The organism is Actinomadura miaoliensis (assembly GCF_039536785.1).
Lineage (GTDB): Bacteria > Actinomycetota > Actinomycetes > Streptosporangiales > Streptosporangiaceae > Spirillospora > Spirillospora miaoliensis.
The window spans coordinates 39183-56951 of record NZ_BAAAZG010000080.1 but is presented as its reverse complement, the minus strand read 5'-3'; the positions used below and the strand labels follow the sequence as shown (position 1 = coordinate 56951).

18 protein-coding genes are annotated in these 17769 nt (G+C 72.1%); 7 read left to right on the top strand and 11 right to left on the bottom strand.

The window, feature by feature from the left end; genetic code table 11:
• Nucleotide 1 precedes the first annotated feature (1 nt).
• Complete coding sequence (locus ABD811_RS41320) at nt 2-1072, bottom strand: magnesium and cobalt transport protein CorA (protein WP_344958789.1); 1071 nt, start codon at nt 1070-1072, stop codon at nt 2-4.
• A gap of 545 nt (nt 1073-1617) precedes the next feature.
• Here ABD811_RS41320 and purD point away from each other — a divergent pair.
• The 4 genes from purD (at nt 1618) to ABD811_RS41300 (ending at nt 5453) form a co-directional block, all read left to right on the top strand.
• Nucleotides 1618-2871: a phosphoribosylamine--glycine ligase gene (gene purD, locus ABD811_RS41315; protein ID WP_344958787.1), complete on the top strand. Its 1254-nt coding sequence runs from the start codon at nt 1618-1620 to the stop codon at nt 2869-2871.
• Between the two features lie 126 nt (nt 2872-2997).
• Nucleotides 2998-3183 (top strand): hypothetical protein, encoded by a 186-nt coding sequence (locus tag ABD811_RS41310; RefSeq protein ID WP_344958785.1) that lies wholly within the window; start codon nt 2998-3000, stop codon nt 3181-3183.
• A 64-nt stretch (nt 3184-3247) separates the two neighbouring features.
• Nucleotides 3248-4570 (top strand): adenylosuccinate lyase, encoded by a 1323-nt coding sequence (gene purB / locus ABD811_RS41305; protein WP_344958783.1) that lies wholly within the window; start codon nt 3248-3250, stop codon nt 4568-4570.
• A 58-nt stretch (nt 4571-4628) separates the two neighbouring features.
• On the top strand, nt 4629-5453 hold the full coding sequence (locus tag ABD811_RS41300; RefSeq protein WP_344958781.1) for an MOSC domain-containing protein: 825 nt from the start codon (nt 4629-4631) through the stop codon (nt 5451-5453).
• Nucleotides 5454-5459: 6 nt separating this feature from the next.
• On the opposite strand, the gene ABD811_RS41295 is transcribed toward ABD811_RS41300, so the two are convergent.
• Nucleotides 5460-6530, bottom strand: coding sequence for a suppressor of fused domain protein (locus ABD811_RS41295; protein ID WP_344958779.1), 1071 nt, complete (start codon nt 6528-6530; stop codon nt 5460-5462).
• Nucleotides 6531-6832: 302 nt separating this feature from the next.
• Between ABD811_RS41295 and murA the strand changes: the two genes are divergently transcribed.
• Nucleotides 6833-8119, top strand: a complete 1287-nt coding sequence (murA, locus tag ABD811_RS41290; RefSeq protein ID WP_344958893.1) for a UDP-N-acetylglucosamine 1-carboxyvinyltransferase — start codon at nt 6833-6835, stop codon at nt 8117-8119.
• Nucleotides 8120-8300: 181 nt separating this feature from the next.
• Here the strand turns inward: murA and ABD811_RS41285 are convergent, their stop codons facing one another.
• On the bottom strand, nt 8301-8630 hold the full coding sequence (locus ABD811_RS41285; RefSeq protein WP_344958777.1) for a hypothetical protein: 330 nt from the start codon (nt 8628-8630) through the stop codon (nt 8301-8303).
• Between the two features lie 296 nt (nt 8631-8926).
• On the opposite strand from ABD811_RS41285, the gene ABD811_RS41280 reads away from it, so the two are divergent.
• The gene (locus ABD811_RS41280) at nt 8927-10255 is read left to right on the top strand and encodes a transcriptional regulator (protein ID WP_344958775.1); all 1329 of its coding nucleotides are present in this window, start codon (nt 8927-8929) and stop codon (nt 10253-10255) included.
• A gap of 13 nt (nt 10256-10268) precedes the next feature.
• On the opposite strand, the gene hisC is transcribed toward ABD811_RS41280, so the two are convergent.
• From hisC to ABD811_RS41245, 7 genes are all read right to left on the bottom strand, one after another.
• The gene (gene hisC, locus ABD811_RS41275; protein WP_344958773.1) at nt 10269-11348 is read right to left on the bottom strand and encodes a histidinol-phosphate transaminase; all 1080 of its coding nucleotides are present in this window, start codon (nt 11346-11348) and stop codon (nt 10269-10271) included.
• A 67-nt stretch (nt 11349-11415) separates the two neighbouring features.
• Complete coding sequence (locus tag ABD811_RS41270; protein WP_344958771.1) at nt 11416-11709, bottom strand: DUF6401 family natural product biosynthesis protein; 294 nt, start codon at nt 11707-11709, stop codon at nt 11416-11418.
• 166 nt (nt 11710-11875) lie between these two features.
• A complete protein-coding gene (locus ABD811_RS41265) occupies nt 11876-12586 on the bottom strand; it encodes an NUDIX hydrolase (RefSeq protein ID WP_344958769.1) in 711 nt (236 codons plus the stop codon).
• 125 nt (nt 12587-12711) lie between these two features.
• Nucleotides 12712-14031, bottom strand: coding sequence for an SPFH domain-containing protein (locus ABD811_RS41260; RefSeq protein ID WP_344958767.1), 1320 nt, complete (start codon nt 14029-14031; stop codon nt 12712-12714).
• Between the two features lie 145 nt (nt 14032-14176).
• On the bottom strand, nt 14177-14377 hold the full coding sequence (locus ABD811_RS41255; protein WP_344958765.1) for a hypothetical protein: 201 nt from the start codon (nt 14375-14377) through the stop codon (nt 14177-14179).
• Between the two features lie 248 nt (nt 14378-14625).
• Nucleotides 14626-15336, bottom strand: coding sequence for a hypothetical protein (locus ABD811_RS41250; RefSeq protein ID WP_344958763.1), 711 nt, complete (start codon nt 15334-15336; stop codon nt 14626-14628).
• A 101-nt stretch (nt 15337-15437) separates the two neighbouring features.
• The gene (locus tag ABD811_RS41245; protein ID WP_344958761.1) at nt 15438-16109 is read right to left on the bottom strand and encodes a lysophospholipid acyltransferase family protein; all 672 of its coding nucleotides are present in this window, start codon (nt 16107-16109) and stop codon (nt 15438-15440) included.
• A 419-nt stretch (nt 16110-16528) separates the two neighbouring features.
• On the opposite strand from ABD811_RS41245, the gene ABD811_RS41240 reads away from it, so the two are divergent.
• Nucleotides 16529-16882, top strand: a complete 354-nt coding sequence (locus tag ABD811_RS41240) for an STAS domain-containing protein (RefSeq protein ID WP_344958759.1) — start codon at nt 16529-16531, stop codon at nt 16880-16882.
• 34 nt (nt 16883-16916) lie between these two features.
• Here ABD811_RS41240 and ABD811_RS41235 read toward each other — a convergent pair whose 3' ends face one another.
• Nucleotides 16917-17750, bottom strand: a complete 834-nt coding sequence (locus ABD811_RS41235) for a glutamate ABC transporter substrate-binding protein (protein ID WP_344958756.1) — start codon at nt 17748-17750, stop codon at nt 16917-16919.
• Between the last annotated feature and the right edge of the window lie 19 nt (nt 17751-17769).

The following is a 17769-nucleotide window of genomic DNA, read 5'->3' as shown; positions in this document are numbered from 1 at the left end:
GTCACAGCCAGCCGTTGCGCCGGAAGCCCCGGTACAGCGACACACAGGTCACCGCGATGATCCCCAGGATCATCGGGTAGCCGTACTTCCACTTGAGCTCGGGCATGAACTCGAAGTTCATGCCGTAGATCCCGGCGATCGCGGTGGGCACCATGAACAGCGCGCCCCACGCGGAGATGCGGCGCATGTCCTGGTTGTCGCCGACCGTCACCTGCGTCATGTGCGCCTGCAGGATCGGGTTGAGCAGCTCGTCGTAGGACTCGACCTGCTCGCGCACGCGGGTCAGGTGGTCCTCGACGTCGCGCAGGTACTCCTTGATCTCGGCGGGCACGAAGCGGCGGCCCGACAGGTTGCGCAGCGGCCCGGCCAGCGGCCCGACGGCCCGCTTGAGCTGGATGACCTCGCGCTTGAGCCGGTAGATGCGGCGCGACTCGTCGGTGCGGTCGGGGGAGAACACCGCCTCCTCGACCTCGTCGATGTCCTCCTGGACGGCGTCGGCGACGCACACGTACCCGTCGACGACGCTGTCGGCGATGGCGTGCACGACGGCGGCCGGGCCGAGGGCCAGGCGCTCGGGGTTCTTCTCCAGGCGGCGCCGCACCGGGCCCAGCTCGCCGTGGGCGCCGTGCCGCACCGTGACCACGAAGTCGGCGCCGCAGAAGATCATGATCTCGCCGGTCTCGACGACCTCGGCGCCGCCGGGCTCGCGCCGCACGTACCCGACGGTCTTCATCACCAGGAAGTGGACGTCGTCGTAGCGCTCCAGCTTGGGCCGCTGGTGGGCGTGGATGGCGTCCTCGACGGCGAGGGGGTGCAGGCCGAACACGTCGGCCAGGTCGGTCAGCTCGGCGGCGGACGGCTCGTGCAGCCCGACCCACACGAAGCCGGCGCTGTCGCCGTCGGCGGTCAGGCGGCCGTCGCGGATGAGGCGGACGGCGTCGGCGGCGGTGTCGGTGGACACCCGGTTGCCGTCGATGTACGCGGCCCAGTCGATCACCGCGGTGTCGCGGAGCGGGCCGCCGTTGGAGGAGCCGGACGCGTGCGGTCGTCCCCGCGTCCGGAAAAGCGACATCGTCGCGCGACCAGGGCGGACCCTTGTCATGGCCATGAGGTTGCTCCTAACCCGCCGGCCACACGCGCGCAGCGCGCGCTCACCCGTGCGTCAGCGGGAGGAGCGCGCGAAGCCGGAGGCCGGGCGCCTGGAAGAGGCGGTCGGACGAACAGTCGACATCGGACTGTGAGGGAGTTCCGGCGTACTGCAAGGATCGCCAGGGCTCATCACGACCACCTCCCTTCGCTCACGGCCGTCAGATCACAGCCTCGGTAGCCTACCAGTCGACATATAAGACGATGCGGGCGACGGCACGGTTGACGCCGCACGACGTGTTCGTGGTCACTCGACCGGGGGGACGCGCGGGGCTCCGGGCCATGGCGTACTACGCCGTCCGGACGCCCGCATCATTATCGCAACGTTCGCGCCCCCATGCGTATGCCCTGCACAAGGACAGCCGTTGAACAGCTCCTGACAGCTCCCAACCGGTCCTTAACTCGTCTCAACGCGCCTTAACCGGCATTGACCCGTAGTCGCCTCCGGGCGGACGGCTAAGCTCGCGTGACGTGCGAGTACTCCTCCTTGGATCCGGCGGCCGTGAGCACGCGCTCGCCCGCGCCCTCAGCCTTGACCCCGCCGTCACCGCCCTGCACTGCGCGCCGGGCAACCCCGGCACCGCCGCGCTCGGCGACAACCACGCGCTGAACATCACCGACCCCACCGCCGTCGTCGAGCTGGCCCGGCGGCTGCGGACGGAGCTGGTGGTGGTCGGCCCCGAGGCCCCCCTGATCGCCGGGGTGGGCGACGCGCTGCGCGAGGCGGGCATCCCCTGCTTCGGCCCGGACCGCGCGGCCGCCCGCATCGAGGGGTCCAAGGCGTTCGCCAAGGAGGTCATGGCCGCCGCGGGCGTGCCGACCGCCGCGTCGCACGTCTGCGAGTCGGCGCACCAGGCCGAGTCGGCGCTCGACGCGTTCGGCCCGCCGTACGTGGTGAAGGACGACGGGCTGGCCGCCGGGAAGGGCGTGGTCGTCACCGAGGACCGCGACGAGGCGCTGCGGCACGCCGCCGCGTGCGGGCGGGTCGTCATCGAGGAGTACCTCGACGGCCCGGAGGTGTCGCTGTTCGCGCTGAGCGACGGCCAGCACGCCGTGCCGCTGCTGCCCGCGCAGGACTTCAAGCGCGCCTACGACGGCGGCGAGGGCCCCAACACCGGCGGCATGGGCGCGTACACGCCGCTGCCGTGGGCGCCCACCGGGCTGGTGGACGAGGTGATGGACACGGTCGTGCTCCCCACCGTGACCGAGCTGCGCCGCCGTGAGACGCCGTACGTCGGGGTGCTGTACGCGGGGCTGGCGCTGACGTCCAAGGGCGTGCGGGTCGTGGAGTTCAACGCCCGTTTCGGCGACCCGGAGACGCAGGTCGTGCTGGACCGCCTGGCCACTCCCCTGGGCGGGCTGCTGCAGGCGTGCGCGATCGGCGGGCTCGCCCCGTCCACGCGCCTGGAGTGGCGTCCGGGCGCGGCCGTGACGGTCGTGCTGGCGGCCGAGAACTACCCGGCGTCCCCGGCGAAGGGCGACGTGATCACGGGGCTGAAGGAGGCCGCTCAGGTGCCGGACGCCTACGTCCTGCACGCCGGGACGGCCGTCGGCCCCGAAGGCGGGCTGGTGTCGGCGGGCGGCCGGGTGCTGAACGTCGTCGGCACCGGCGCGGACCTGACGCAGGCGCGCGACCGCGCGTACGAGGCGCTCGGCCGGATCGGCCTGCGCGGCTCCCACCACCGCACCGACATCGCCCGGCAGGCCGCCGCCCAGTCCGCCTGACCGGCGCCTGAGCGGCGCGCGCCGCCGCTTACAAGATCCTTACGCCGGGTCGTCCGCGCTTCCCCCGCTCCCTCCCGCCGATCAAGACTTGCCGCGGAAGATCACCGAGCGGGGGGAGCGGACCGGATGAGGAGCGTCAACGAGCGGCTGCTGCGGGTGTACCTGCTGCATCTGGCGGGACGGATCGACGGGCAGACCTGTGCGGACGCCTTCCGCGGCATCCGGCCTCGGTACCCGGAGCCGCCGCCCGCGCCCGCCCTGTCGTGCGCCGCGCCGCCGCGCCGTCCGCGCGACCGGCGCGAATGCGCCTGACCGGCCCCGCACAGCCCGTCCCCCAGGGCCCGGGCACCTCGCGCGACCTGCGAGAATCGGGGGCGTGATCGAACGGTACACCCTTCCGGAGATGGGGCGCGTCTGGAGCGACGCGCACAAGTACGAGCTGTGGTGCAAGGTCGAGACCCTGGTGGTCGAGGCGCACGCCGCGGCGGGCACGATCCCGGCGGAGGTGGTCGAGCCGGTGCGCAACGCGCCGCCGCCCACCCCGGAGGCGGTGCACGAGATCGAGGCGGTCACCCAGCACGACGTGATCGCGTTCCTGTCGGCGTGGGCGGACAACACCGAGCCCCGTGAGGCGGCCCGGTACGTCCACTTCGGCATGACGTCCTCGGACCTGCTGGACACCGCGCTGGCCCTGCAGCTGGTGGAGGCCACCGACATCCTGCTGGCCAAGGCGGACGCGCTGGTCGCCACGCTGCGCGACCACGCCCTGGCGCACCGCGCCACGCTGCGCGTCGGCCGCACGCACGGCATCCACGCCGAGCCGGACGTGTGGGGGCACCGGGTCGCCGACTTCGCGTTCGGTATGGCACGCTCCCGCGACCGGCTGCGCCGCGCCCGCGAGGCCGTCGGCGTGATGGCGATCTCCGGCGCGGTCGGCACCTACTCCAACATCGACCCGGCGATCGAGCGGCAGGTCGCCGACCGGCTCGGGCTGCGCCCCGCCGACGTGTCCACGCAGGTGGTGCTGCGCGACGGCATCGCCGAGTGGACGTCCGCGCTGGCGATCATGGCGACGGTGTGCGAGGCGATCGCGCTGGAGGTGCGGCACGGGCAGCGCACCGAGGTGCGCGAGCTGTGGGAGCCGTTCGGCAAGGGCCAGAAGGGCTCCTCGGCCATGCCGCACAAGAAGAACCCGATCATCTCCGAGCGGCTGGCGGGGCTGGCGCGGATCGTCCGGGCGCAGATCGTCCCGGTCCTGGAGGGCGTCCCGCTGTGGCACGAGCGCGACATCTCGCACTCCTCCACCGAGCGGATCGCGCTGCCGGACGCGTCCACCGCGCTCGACTACATGCTGCACCTGACCAACCGGCTGATGTCCGGCCTGGTGGTGGACGTCGACCGGATGAAGGCCAACCTGGAGTCGACCGGCGGGCTGATCTACACCTCCACGGTGCTGCTGGAGCTGGTGGAGATGGGCATGTCGCGCGACGACGAGGCGTACCCGCTGGTCCAGAAGGCCGCCATGGAGACCTGGCAGACGGGCGTACCGTTCCGCGAGACGCTGCGCAAGCACGCCGCCTCCTGGAACGAGGGCGCGGGGCTGGCCCTGGACGAGGCGCGGCTGGACGAGGTGTGCCGCCCCGAACGGTTCGTGGAGCGCCTCGGCCCCGTCTTCGACCGCCTGGCGGCCCTCACCTGACCCGCACCGCGCGCACCGCACACCGCCCCGGGCGCGCGCAGCATCCCTAGGAGTCGCCGTGACGGTACCCGCGAGGGGGGACGACCTCCCCCGTGGAGTGCTCACCGAGCTGAACGTGTACCCGTTCAAGAGCGGCCGTGGCACGTCCCTGCGCACCGCCGAGCTGACGCCCACGGGGCTGACGCACGACCGGGAGTTCATGCTCGTCACCCCCGAGGGGCGTTTCCTGTCGCAGCGGGACTTCACCCGGATGGCCCTGCTGCGGCCGTCGTTCGACGGGGCGGTCCTGACCGTGGACGTCGCCGGCCCGGCGGCCGGGGTCACGCCGCTGGTGCACAAGGCCGTGGCCGACGGGCCGGTGCGCGAGGTGTTCGTGCACCGGTCCGCCTGCGAGGGGATCGACCAGGGCGACGAGGCGGCCGCCTGGTTCTCGGCGCTGCTGGGCGCCGACTGCCGCCTGGTGCGCTTCACCGGCCACCGGCCGACCTCGCGGGCCGGCGGCCGGGTCGCGTTCGCCGACGGCTACCCGCTGCTGGTGATCTCCGCCGAGTCGCTGGCGGACCTGAACGCGCGGCTGGCCGAGCCGCTGCCGATGAACCGGTTCCGGCCCAACCTGGTGATCGAGGGGCTGGGCGCGTTCGGTGAGGACGCGGCGCGGCTGCTGCGGGTGGGGCCCACGGTGATCGAGCTGGTCAAGGCGTGCGCCCGCTGCGTGATCACCACGACCGACCAGGACACCGGCGAACGCGGACGCGAGCCGCTGCGCACCCTCGCCGCGTACCGGACCATCGGTCGCGGCATCCGCTTCGGCCAGAACGCCGTCCCGCGAACCCTGGGCACCCTGACGGTCGGCGACCCGGTGGAGGTCCTGGAGGCACGGTAGCGGCCGTCAGCCGACGACCCGGCCGGTCGCCTCGCCCGACCGCGCGTCGCGGATGACCGACCGCTCGATGTCGATCACCAGGCCGGGCAGGGACGGCACCGTCCGGCGGCCCGCCTCGGGGGGCAGGGCGGCGGTCAGATCGTCCAGCACGGACTCCAGCGCCGACTCGGGGACGGTGACCGCCAGCGCCTCGTCGTCGATCTCCACGGCGGAGTAGGCGTCGCCGGGCCGGAACCAGATCCGCGCGTCGTTCCCGTGGACGATCAGGTCGCGGCCGAACGGCAGGCGGCGGCGCAGCGCCTCGGCGATGGACGGGGCGGGCAGCGCGCCCAGGCGGATCGTGACCGTGTCCGCCTCGCGGCTCCAGCTCACGACGTCCACGAACACCGAGCCCTGGCTCGACCCGTCGCGCGCGGCGCCCTGCCGCACGGTCTCGGCCACGGCCGGATCCGTCATCAGCGAGGCCCGGTCGATATCGGTGACGAAAAGCGGCAGGTGCGGGCTCAGCGTGTCCAGCAGCGATTCGGTGTTCCAGCCCCGGGCCGCCTCGTACTCGTCGTACGCGAGCCCGACCACCTGCAGGAATTCCATGCGGCCGTGCGGTGTGGAGATCGCCCCGAGTTCCGGGTCCTGGACGAACGCGGCGGCGCGGATCGCGGTGTCGTCGCGGTCGGTGGCGATCGGGCCGTTGAGGTCGATGTGGTGCCCGGCCTCGAACCAGTTGCCCGAATTGAACACGTACCGGCCCAGGTTCTGCAGGAAGTTGGCCGGCCAGACCGGCGGCTCGGCGTCGGCGGACTCGGCGGGATCGCGCACCAGCCGGAAGGTGAACTCGAAGCCCCAGCCCGATTCGTCGGGATTGCTGGAGTGCTTGTCGTACAGCTCGGTCATCCCGTAGGAAACGTAATGCCAGTGCGGGACCGGGTCCTCGCGCCGGTAGACGCTGATGCCGTCGAGCGGGTCGGGCCCGCCCAGCGCCCACTTGATGATCGTTCCCCAGTGGTACGGCTCGGCATCGCCGTAGATTCGGGCGAGTGCACCGTCGATCGCGTCCCAGCCGGGGGATGTTTCAGCCATAGACCGTCACCTTAGTCCGACATGGGGGACACGTTACGGCGAAACGGGAGACCCTGAGGACACTCGATCCGAACCCTGGGGGGCCGACGTGCGATCTAACGATGTGACCGGCGGAACGAGGTCCCCGGTCCGGACGTCTCATCGGCGTCACGGTGGTTTACTTGGGCGCGCCGACGCACAGGGACACCGTCCGGCGCCTTCGGCACACGACCCCCGTTTCCTCGTCGGACGGGCGGGCAGGCCAGTCACACATGCCTCAGGACACACCGTTTTCGCAGCTAAAGGAGTCAGTCGGGATGACCATGGGCCACGAGGTCCGCTACCGCGTCAGCGGCGGGCGGCGACTGCACGGCACCGTCTTCATCCAGGGCGCCAAGAACGCCGTCCTGCCGATGATCGGCGCCTCGCTGATGGCCGCCACGGGCCGCACGGTCCTGCGCAACGTGCCGATCATCGAGGACGTGCGGCGCGCCGTCGAGCTGGCCCGGGCCGTGGGCGCCAAGGCCGAGCTGCACGAGGCCGAGCGCACCCTGGTGATCGATGCGTCCCGGTTGGACAGCCCGGTCCTGCCGGCCGACATCGCCTCCCGTTTCCGTGGTTCCTTCCTGTTCGTCCCCGCGCTGCTGCACCGGCTCGGCGAGGCCGTGATCGAGGGCGTGGGCGGCTGCAATCTGGGCAGCCGCAACCTGGACTTCCACTACAACGGTTTCAAGCGGCTCGGCGCCACCGTCACCGAGCAGATGGACGGCAACGGCAACGGGATCATCCACATCAAGGCCGGCGACATGCGCGGCGGCACGCTGTACTGCGACACCCCGTCGCACACCGGCACCGAGAACCTGATCATGGCCGCCGCGCTGGCCCGGGGCACCACGCTGATCAAGAACGCGGCGCTGGAGCCGGAGGTGCTCGACCACATCGCGCTGCTGCAGGCCATGGGCGCCCGCATCAGCGGCGGCGGCACCGGCTTCATCACCGTGGAGGGCGTGGACGGGCTGACCGCCGTCGAGCACACCGTCATGCCCGACCGCATCGACACGGGCGTGTTCGTCATGGCCGCCGCGATCACCGGCGGCGACCTGAACCTGGTGGGCGCCTCGCTGGAGCACCTGGGCGTGGCCGCCGACAAGCTGGAGCAGATGGGCGTGGAGTTCCACCAGCAGGGCGCGGTGCTGCAGGTGCGCCGCGAGCGCCCGCTGCGTCCCATCAACGTCATCACCGACGAGTACCCCGGCTTCGCCACCGACCTGCAGTCGCCGATCATGGCGGTGTCCTGCCTGGCCGACGGCCCGTCCTACATCTACGAGCGGATCTTCGACGGCCGCTTCAAGCTGGCCGACGAGCTGCGCAAGATGGGCGCCGACATCGAGGTCAACGGCAACCGCGCCAAGGTCAACGGCCCGCGTCCGCTGCGCGGCGCCGAGGTGCAGGCGCACGACCTGCGCTGCGGCAGCGCCCTGGTGCTGGCCGGGCTGGCCGCCGAGGGCGAGACCACCATCACCTCGGCCTACTACCTCGACCGCGGCCACGCGCACACCGCCGAGCGCCTGTCCCAGCTCGGCGCCGAGATCACCCGCGAGACCGCCTGACCCGGCCCCGGTCCCGCCGACCGCCCGCCCGCCACCGCGCGGCGCGGGCGGTTTGCCTTTTCACCCGGTTTCCCCCCTCTCGTCGGCCTTCTCCGGGCGCTCCGGAGTGGCGTGCGTTGTCAAGATCGCTTGTAACGTCGGCCGGTCTGAGCGGCGTCCTTACTGATACGCGGCAACACAGTCACGACCGTAACAAATTCACCTGCATAGCCCCCACCACGACCGTGTTCACGCACGGTAAGGGCGGCGGTACGCAGAAGGAGAGCGTCAGCGGATCGTCGGCCGGACCGCCCCGGGACGGCTGACCAGCGGGCGAAGGGGCGCCGCCGGACCCGGGAACGGCGCCTTCCGGGCGTCCAAACTGACGTTTCGCTTGATTTTTGGCGATGGCCACCATGGAATGGGCGAATTTCCGGCCACAGGTAAACCAAACGTACGCTACGGGGGTCTTCTCAATGCGCATCAGCGCAACAGCGGTGCTGTTGCGGCGTTTTCGGGTCTTGCCTTTCATCTTCGGACGACCGAAGATGCAGGATCAAGACTGACCGAATGGTGACAAATTACTGACTGAGGGGTCGCGTAGGTTACTTTTTCGCCGCACTCTTGATTCGATTTCGCGTCTGGGCGTCACACAACGTCGCCCTGACCCGATCTGCCCACTGAGGAACGAATCGCACGGGAACTGCGGTGCTGGGTCAGAAGGCAGGGGCGACAAGCCATGAGTCAACCGTTGGGCGGAGCGTGCGTGAACGCAGGGCCGGGGCCGGGGCCCCGCCGAGGGGCCGAGCGGGCAACGGGCGGTCGCCGATGACCGCCGCACGGTCGGGATCGGTGACACCGGAGCTCACGATCGGCGTCGTGGGCCCGCATGACCTGGTGGAGCGGGTCATGCTGATGGGACACGGGCCGACGCCGGTGCCGAGCCGGCTGGTGGCCGCGGCGTACCGGGACGAGCAGGAGGCGGCCGACAAGGTCGTCCGGCTCGGCTCGGGCGTGGACGTGTGCCTGTTCGCCAGCCCGGTGCCATACGACTTCGCCCGCAAGGCCGGGGTATTGACCATGCCGGCGACCTTCGTCCCGCTGAACGGCGCGGCCCTGCAGGGCGCGCTGCTGCGGGCGTCGCTGGACGAACGGTACGACCCCGCCCGGGTCAGCATCGACGTGCTGGGCCGGGCCGAGGTCGAGGAGGCGTACTCAGAGATCAACCTGGCCACCGACCAGGTGCACCTGCGCGAGGAGGCGGCCGGGCCCGGAACGCTGGCCGCCTTCCACGAGCGGCTGTGGCGGCGCGGCGCGACCACGGTGGCGATGACGTGCGTGCACGCCACCGCCGAACGGATGGAGATGGCCGGGGTGCCGACCATCCGGGTGCGTCCGACCGGCGCCGCGATCCGCAGCGCGCTGCAGACGGCGGCGCTGCTCGGCGCGCACCACCGGCTGGAGGAGTCGCAGCTGGTGGTCGTCCTGGTGGACGTGCCGACGCTGCGCGAGACGCCGCGCCGGGTCACTCCCCGCTACTGGCGGGACGAGCTGAAGCTGGCCCTGCACCGGGTGCTGCTGCAGGAGGCGCACCGCATGAACGCCTCGGTGTGGCCGCTGGACGACCACAGCTACCTGGTCATCGCCACGCGCGGGTCGGTCACCGCCGGCACCGAGGGGTTCCGCACCCCGCCGTTCGTCGAGCGGGTGCGCGAGGAGCTCGGGCTGGCCGTCGAGGTCGGCATCGGCATGGGCCGCACGGCGCACGAGGCCGAGTCGCACGCGCGGGCCGCGCTGGCCCGGTCGCAGAGCTCGCAGCGCACGCAGGGGTTCGCGCTCGACCGGGACGGCCGCGCGCTGGTCCCCGCGCCGCGCACGCCGCCGCGCACCCAGCCGCAGGCCAAGCCCAAGGGGCTGGAGATCCTGGCGCGGCTGGCCGACAAGCTCGGCGACCAGGACCAGCCGCTGATCGTGGACGCGGAGAACGCCGGCAAGATGCTCGGCGTCACGCCGCGCACCGCCCGGCGGCTGCTGCGCACGCTGGTCGAGGAGGGCCTGGCCTGGCCGCTGCCGCCCAACCGCACGCCGCAGCCCGGCCGCCCGCGCCAGCTCTACCGGCTGATCGTCGAGAAGCTGGGGCCCAAGGCCGGCGCCTGACCCCCGTCAGCCGTCAGGCGCGGTGCGGGAAGGCGGCGGCGACGGCCAGGAAGGCGTCGTTCTCCTCCGGAGTCCCGATCGACACCCGGGCGCCCTCGCCCGCGAACGGCCGCACGCTGACGCCCTGGGCGTCGCAGGCCGCGGAGAACTCCATGGTGCGCTCGCCGAGCCGCAGCCACACGAAGTTGGCCTCCGTGGGCGGCACCGTCCAGCCGTCGGCCAGCAGCGTCTCGCGGACCCGGTCGCGCTCCTTGACGGTCTCGTCGACGCGTGCCAGCAGCTCGTCGGTGGCGGCCAGCGACGCCACGGCGGCGGCCTGCGCGACGCTGCTGACGCAGAACGGCAGGTAGGTCTTGCGGATGGCCTCGGCCACCGCCGGGTGCGCCACCAGGTAGCCGATGCGCAGGCCGGCCAGCCCGTACGCCTTGGAGAAGGTGCGCAGGACGGCCACGTTGGGACGGTCGCCGTACAGGGTCAGCCCGTCGGGCACGTCCGCGTCGCGGATGTACTCGCGGTACGCCTCGTCCAGCACCACCAGGCAGTCGGCGGGCACCCGGTCGAGGAACGCCTCCAGCTCGGCGCGCCGTACCGCGGTGCCGGTGGGGTTGTTGGGGTTGCAGACGAACACCAGGCGGGTCCGCTCGGTGATCGCGTCGGCCATCGCGGCCAGGTCGTGCGTCTCGTCGCGCAGCGGGACCTGGACGGACGTGGCGCCCGACAGCGACACCAGCAGCGGGTAGGCCTCGAACGAGCGCCAGGCGTACACCACCTCGGCGCCCGGCTCCCCGACCGCCTCCAGCAGCATCTGGGTGACCCCGACCGAGCCGCAGCCCACCGCGATGTGGTCCGCGGGCACGCCCTGGCGGGCGCTGATCGCCTCGGTCAGCTCGGCGCAGGCGTTGTCGGGGTAGCGGTTGACGCGCCCGGCGGCCCGGCCGATCGCCTCCACCACCGACGGCAGCGGGCCGAGCGGAGACTCGTTGGACGACAGCTTGAACGACCGGCCGTCCGGCGACACGACCATCTTGCCGGGCTTGTAGGCCACGAACCGGTCGAGGACCGAACGGAAGCGCGGTGTGGTTGCCTCGGACACCGTTGTCCTCCAGAGCGACGGGGTGGTGGGGTCCAGGGTACGAACCGGCCACCCGAGCGAAACAGACCTATGAACCGGACGCCTGACGCAGCATCCAGCAAATGGTAACGATCCGGACGAACTCCCAGTCCCGGGTCCCGTTCGGGCGCCAGCCGCGCCGGAACACCTCCTCGGTGAAGTCGTGCAGGTAGGCCAGCAGCGCCTCGGTCTGCGACCGTCCGGGCGCCAGGCGCATCTCGCGGATCTCGGCGGCGTGCTGGTCGACGGCCGCGACCAGCGCGGGCGAGCAGGCCATCTCCGCCACGCCGGCCTCGCCGATGTCGCGGACCAGCAGGCCCAGCTCCTCCGACAGATCATCCATGGCGACAAGCTAGCAACGCCCGCCACCTGCCGCGACGTCACCCCCGAAACCCGTACCAACAACCTCGCCGCACGTCGCGCCCGGTCAGTTGATGATCACGCGCCGCGCTCTCCGCCCGCGCGTTCGCAGCGGGTCGGTGACCCTGCGCAACGCCCCGCCGGGCGGGTCAGGTGTGGGTGAGGGGCTGGGGGGTGGCGGTGCGGTCCGGGCGGGGACGGAGCATGGGCGGGCGGAGCTGTTCGGCGTCGCCCCGGCGGTAGAGCTGGGCGGGGCGGCCGCCGTCGCGGGTGGTGGTGCGGCCGGTGGGGATCAGGAAGCGGTCGGCCCCGGTGACCTTGCGGTGGAAGTTGCGCGGGTCGAGCGGGCAGCCCCAGACGATCTCGTACACCCGGCGCAGCTCGGCCACGGTGAACTCGGGCGGGCAGAACGCGGCGGCCAGCGAGGTGTACTCCAGCTTGGCGCGGGCCCGCTCGACGCCGTCGCACAGGATGCGGCGGTGGTCGAAGGCGGCCCGGTCGCGGTTGATCAGGTCGTCCACCGGCGTCCACAGCACCTGGGCGCGGCTGGAGGCGGGCAGGTCGGGCGCCAGGCCCAGGTAGGCGACGCTGACCACGCGCTGGCGCGGGTCGCGGTCGGGGTAGCCGTAGGTGGCCAGCTGCTCCAGGTGGATGCGCACGTCGGCCAGCCCGGCGCGTTCGGCCATCAGCCGCGCCGCGGCCACCGGCAGGTCCTCGTCGAGCTGGATGAACCCGCCGGGCAGCGACCAGCAGCCGTTGTAGGGGTCGCGGTCGCGCCGCCACATCAGCGCGCACAGCCGATGGCCGCGCACGGTGAGCACGACGAGGTCGACGGTGACGGCGAGGCGGGGCACGGTCATGTCACGAACGTTACCGGCTGCCGGTACGCGGTGACCGGTGCTCGTGCGGCCCGTCCGGCCGAAAGCCCGCCCGCGAGGCGACCGCTACTCGCGGGCGCCGCACGGACGGGCCGGAAGGTGTGGTGTCAGTCGTCCTGCGTGGCGTTGGTGACCGCCGGGACGTGACCGTTGGAAGTGGGCGCGGTGTTCATCCCGGCCAGCAGCTGGCGGGCCAGGCCCAGCCCGGTGCCGCCGAGGGTGAGGGCCTTGGCCAGCATGTCCTCCATGCCGTCGGCGCCGTTCAGCACCACCATGTTGTCGACGTTGCCGAACACCTTGGCGCCCGCCTCGACGATCTGCGGCCAGTTCTCGGCGAGCTGCTGGGCGATGACGGCCTCCTGGTTCTCGGCCAGCGCCGCGGCCCGCGCCTTGATCGCCTCGGCCTCGGCCAGACCCTTCTGCCGGGTCGCCTCGGCCTGCGCCTCACCCAGGATGCGGGTGGCCTCGGCCTCCCGCTGCGCCTTGAGCTGGATCTCCTTGGCCTGCGCCTCGGCGCGGCGGATGCGCTCCTCGCGCTCGGCCTCGGCCAGCTTGACCCGCTCGTAGGCGCGGGCGTCGGCGGGCTTGCGGATCTCGCTCTCCAGCCGCTTCTCGGTGCGCTCGGCCTCCAGCTCGGCGTTGCGGGTCTCCTTGAGGATGACCTCCTGCCGGGCCTGCTGCTCGGCCTGCCGCACCTGGCCCTCGTACTCGGCCTTCTTGATCTCGGTGTCCCGGATCACCGCGGCCTTCTGCCGCTCGGCCTCCTGCTCGCGCTCGGTGGCCTCCTGGTCGCGCTCGGCCTCGGCGATGCGGGCGGCCGACGACACCCGGGCGGCGTGCGGACGGCCGAGGTTCATGATGTAGCCGGTCTCGTCGTCGATCTCCTGGATCTGCAGGGAGTCGACGACCAGGCCGAGCTTGCTCATCTCGTCGGCGGCCGAGCTGCGCGTCTCGCTGGTCAGCCGCTCCCGGTTGAGGATCAGGTCCTCGACGGTCAGGCCGCCGATGATCGACCGCAGGTGGCCGGTGAACAGCTCGTGGATGGCGCCGTCCATGGAGCCCTGCTGCTCCAGGAAGCGGCGGGCGGCGTTGGCGATGGACACGAAGTCGTCGCCCACCTTGTAGATCACGACGCCGAGCACCCGGACCGGGATGCCCTGCTGGGTGACGCAGTTGACCTCCAGGTTGGCGGCCCGGCTGTCCAGCCGCAGGCGCCGCGCCACCTGGAACCCGGGCAGCACCGCGGTGCCCTTGCCCGTCACGATCTTGAAGCCCAGGCTGTCCACGCCGTCGATCGGCTTGGACCGCGCGCCCAGCCCCGAGATGATCAGCGCCTCGTTGGGTTCGGCGACCCGCCAGACCATCTTGAACAGGATGATCAACACGATCAGCGCGACGACCACCGCGATGGGTATTGCTATGGACATGCGGCCTCCTACCGGTCCCGGGACCCCCCCGATGCCACTCGACTCGCCCAATAGACGCGGTACAGCCCGAAACGGTTCTGTCGTTTGAACGAAAAGGCCGTGACCGGCCATGCCAAGGCCGCGAACCGCGGGCCGGCGGGGGGGATCAGGCCAGGGCTGGGGCGACGTAGACGGTGCGGGGCGGATGGTACTCGACGACGACCACGATGCTCCCCACCGGGATCTCCTCGCGCGGGTCGACCGGATGGGCGTAGAAGGCCTCGACCCCGCCGCGCACGGGGATCATCACCTCGCCGACCAGACCGGGGCCGATCCTGCCGGTGACCCGGCCCTCCTTGCCGATCAAGGGCTCCCCCCGCTGTTTCCCGTGCTCCGGAGGCGGCGCGCCCGGACGGCGTCGTGCCCGGCCGTCCCGGCCCGTGCCACCGCGCGCCCGCGCGATGTGTAGGGGAACGGTATCCGCTCCAACCACCCCATCGCGACCATGCCCCGCGTTCCGTGCGCGCCGCGCGTCCCGGATTCCGCGCGTCCCGGGTTCCGCGTCCCGGGTTCCGCGTCCCGGGTTCCGCGCGCCCCGGCGGGTGGACGAACGGGTCAGGGGAGGATGCGGCGGGCCTGGTCGTAGGCCGCGCGGGCGAGCTGCTCGGCCTCGGCGCGGGTGGCGTTCGGCCCGTACAGGCTGATCGTGGCCAGGAAGCGGCGGCCGCGCAGCACCACGTACCAGGTCTTGGTGTGCGAGCCGCCGCTGGTCGTCGTCACGCCCACGGTGCGCGAACCGCCGCCGAGGGTGCCGGGCGGGGCCTCGAACACGCGATGCTCGGACCACTGCGAGCCCACGCGGGTGCGGAACGTCAGGCAGCCCGCCGGCACACGCGCCTTCACCTGCTGCTCGGCCGCGTCGGTGGTCATCGCCATCAGCGTCTCGGTGGCCGTCTGGCCGTTGCCGCGGGCGAACGTGACGATCGCGGTGGGCGTGCTGCGGTCGACGCCCGCGGCCGGACGGCCCGCCGCCTTGGCGCAGCGCGGCTTGTCGAGGGTGACCTGGTCCTGGAGCTGGTCGAAGTTCTGGATGGCCTTGAGCGAGCCGTACTCGCCGGAGTCGGGCTCGCCCGCCCGCTCGTAGCCGGACACGTCCGGCAGCAGGGCCTGTTCGAGCTGGTCGGAGGTGTAGCCGGTGCCGACGGGCGCGGCCCGGTCGGTCGTCCTGAGGGGCTCGGCGTCCCCGTCGTCACCCGCGCAGGACGCCAGCGTCACCGACAGCGCCGTCGCCGTGAGCACCGCCAGCGGTAGGAGCCTGTGCGCCATGGGGCGACCCTATGGGGCACTCGGGGCAAGTCACCCGGGACGACACGCCGTCGGCCCCATCCCGAGCCGGGCGGGCGCGGCCGGGCGCGGCCGGGGGCGGCTCAGGCCTTGTCGGCGCGCTCGTTGTAGACGCCGGTGTACTCCTGCCCGGACAGCTTCTGGATCGTCGCGACGATCTCGTCGGTGATGACGCGCCGCGCCCGGGCGGGCGGCAGGTCGCGGTACTGGGAGAAGTCCATGGGCTGGCCGATGCGCACGGTCGGGCGGGGCCCGAAGACGCGCGGCATGGACGCGCCGAGCGGCTGGATCTTCTCGGTGCCGGTCACGCCGACCGGCAGCACGCGGGCGCCGGAGGCCAGCACCAGCCAGCCGACCCCGGTGCGCCCCCGGTACAGCCGTCCGTCGGGGGACCGGGTGCCCTCGGGGTAGATCGCGAACGCGCCGCTGTTCTCCAGCACCTCCAGGCCCTGCTCCAGCGCGCCCATCGCGGCCCGCTGCGCGCCGCGCTGGACCGGGATGTGCCCGAGCGTGGTGAGGAACCAGCGGACGAACCGCCCCTTGAGGCCGCCGCCCACGAAGTAGTCGGCCTTGGCGATGTAGGTGACCGGCCGGGGGATCGCCAGGGGGATGATGAAGCTGTCGATGAACGACAGGTGGTTGCTGGCCACGATCAGCGGACCGTAGTGCGGGACGTTCTCGAGCCCCTCGACCCGCGGCCGGAATAGCAGGCGAAGGATCGGAGCGACCACGCGCGACATGAAAGTGTAGAACACCCAGCCTCCCCAATTCGGCACCGCTACTGTAACCCGCTGGCCGAACCGGACCCCGCTTAGGGACCGCCGTTTCCACCCCGGCCTACCGCCAGGAATGGCCCCATCGCAGGTCAAGGCCGCTGATCGGTGATATATCCCACCATATCGCGTGGAGCGACGGAAGTCTTTGATATAGGGGACGATCCCCGGCGGCATCGCATTTCTTACCACGGGGTAGGTTCCCAATGAGTAGCTTTCCGGGGACACCGTGTATCACCGGCGGTCCCCCGGGGCCCGCGGCGCGGCCGGCGGGGATCGGGTCCCCCGCCGGGGGGCATCCGGGTCCTCCGAGCGCTTGGATTGAGGCCCCGGTTGCGCGATGCTGAGGATCGACGGGCAGGGGACGGGACCTCTTCCGGGCAGTGAACGAGAGGTTGCCCATGGACTTCGACGTGCACCTGATGCACCACGACCGCTGCACCCTGGTGCGGGTGCAGGGAGAGATCGACGTGGTCTCCCGGCCGCGCTTCGAGCATGCCATGTTCGAGGTCATCGACACGGGCAGCCCCATGATCGTCGACATGCGGCAGGTCACCTTCTGTGACTCCACCGGCCTCAACGCGATCGTGGCGGCCAACCGCCGGGCCGCCGAGCGCGGCGTGCCGATCGCGCTGGTCGCGCTGCCGCCCCGGGTCCGGCGCGTGTTCCGGATCACCGGCGTCGACAAGTTCGTCCCGACCTACGAGACGCTGCGGGAGGCGATCGGCGCCCTGCCGTCCACCGCCACCTCCTGAGGGGGGCCGGCCCGCGCCCGCGCCCGCGCGCGGGTCAGGAGCAGCCCTCGAACTGGGGGACGCTGGTGGTGAGCTTCAGGCCCGACTCGCCGAACCACTTGGTGAGCAGGCGGGCGGCGGTGCCGTCCTGGTACATGCGGGTGATGGCGCGGTTGAGGGCCTCGCACCCGGCCAGGTCGCCCTTGTGCAGGCCGACGCCGTACTTCTCGTCCGTGAACGGGGCGTTGATGATCCTGCCGCTGCGGCCGGCGGCGAACCCGGCCAGGATCAGGTCGTCGGTGGACACGGCGTCGACCCGGGACGCGTCCAGCAGGTCCATGCACTGGCTGTAGGTGTCGACGCGGACCAGGTCGGCGTCGATCTTGCGTTCCTCGGTGACGCGCCGCCAGGAGTTGGAGCCGGTCACCTGGCACAGCCGCTTGCCCTTCAGGTCGCGCACGCCGCGGATGGTGGTGTCGTCGGCGCGCACCAGGGTGTCCTGGTGCGGCACGTAGTACGGCCCGGCGAAGGTGACCTGGGTCTTGCGCGGGGCGGTGATGGAGTACGTGGCGACGATCATGTCGACGGTGCCGTCCCGCAGCGCCTGCTCGCGGACCGAGGACGGCGTGGTGCGGAAGCGGATCCGTTCCGGCGGCACGCCGAGCCGTCCGGCCAGGTAGGTGGCCACGTCCACGTCGAAGCCCTCGTAGCGGCCGTCGGGGCGGCGCAGCCCCAGGTGCGGCTGGTCGGCCTTGACGCCGATGGTCAGCGAGTGCGCGCCCACGATGGTGTCGGCGTCGGGCTCCAGCGCGCACCCCGCCGGGGCGGCGACGGCGACGGCCGCGGTGGCCAGGGCGATCCCCTTGTGCGGGAGGCGCCGGTTGTGCATGACTCAACCCTCCGGTCAG

What these genes read in the sequence shown, in the direction of transcription:
- ABD811_RS41320 (WP_344958789.1), bottom strand. Translation starts at nt 1,072, where the DNA reads ATGTCGCTTTTCCGGACGCGGGGACGACCGCACGCGTCCGGCTCCTCC.
- ABD811_RS41310 (WP_344958785.1), top strand. Translation starts at nt 2,998, where the DNA reads ATGAGGAGCGTCAACGAGCGGCTGCTGCGGGTGTACCTGCTGCATCTG.
- ABD811_RS41295 (WP_344958779.1), bottom strand. Translation starts at nt 6,530, where the DNA reads ATGGCTGAAACATCCCCCGGCTGGGACGCGATCGACGGTGCACTCGCC.
- murA (WP_344958893.1), top strand. Translation starts at nt 6,833, where the DNA reads ATGGGCCACGAGGTCCGCTACCGCGTCAGCGGCGGGCGGCGACTGCAC.
- ABD811_RS41285 (WP_344958777.1), bottom strand. Translation starts at nt 8,630, where the DNA reads ATGAAAGGCAAGACCCGAAAACGCCGCAACAGCACCGCTGTTGCGCTG.
- ABD811_RS41280 (WP_344958775.1), top strand. Translation starts at nt 8,927, where the DNA reads ATGACCGCCGCACGGTCGGGATCGGTGACACCGGAGCTCACGATCGGC.
- ABD811_RS41270 (WP_344958771.1), bottom strand. Translation starts at nt 11,709, where the DNA reads ATGGATGATCTGTCGGAGGAGCTGGGCCTGCTGGTCCGCGACATCGGC.
- ABD811_RS41265 (WP_344958769.1), bottom strand. Translation starts at nt 12,586, where the DNA reads ATGACCGTGCCCCGCCTCGCCGTCACCGTCGACCTCGTCGTGCTCACC.
- ABD811_RS41260 (WP_344958767.1), bottom strand. Translation starts at nt 14,031, where the DNA reads ATGTCCATAGCAATACCCATCGCGGTGGTCGTCGCGCTGATCGTGTTG.
- ABD811_RS41250 (WP_344958763.1), bottom strand. Translation starts at nt 15,336, where the DNA reads ATGGCGCACAGGCTCCTACCGCTGGCGGTGCTCACGGCGACGGCGCTG.
- ABD811_RS41240 (WP_344958759.1), top strand. Translation starts at nt 16,529, where the DNA reads ATGGACTTCGACGTGCACCTGATGCACCACGACCGCTGCACCCTGGTG.
- ABD811_RS41235 (WP_344958756.1), bottom strand. Translation starts at nt 17,750, where the DNA reads ATGCACAACCGGCGCCTCCCGCACAAGGGGATCGCCCTGGCCACCGCG.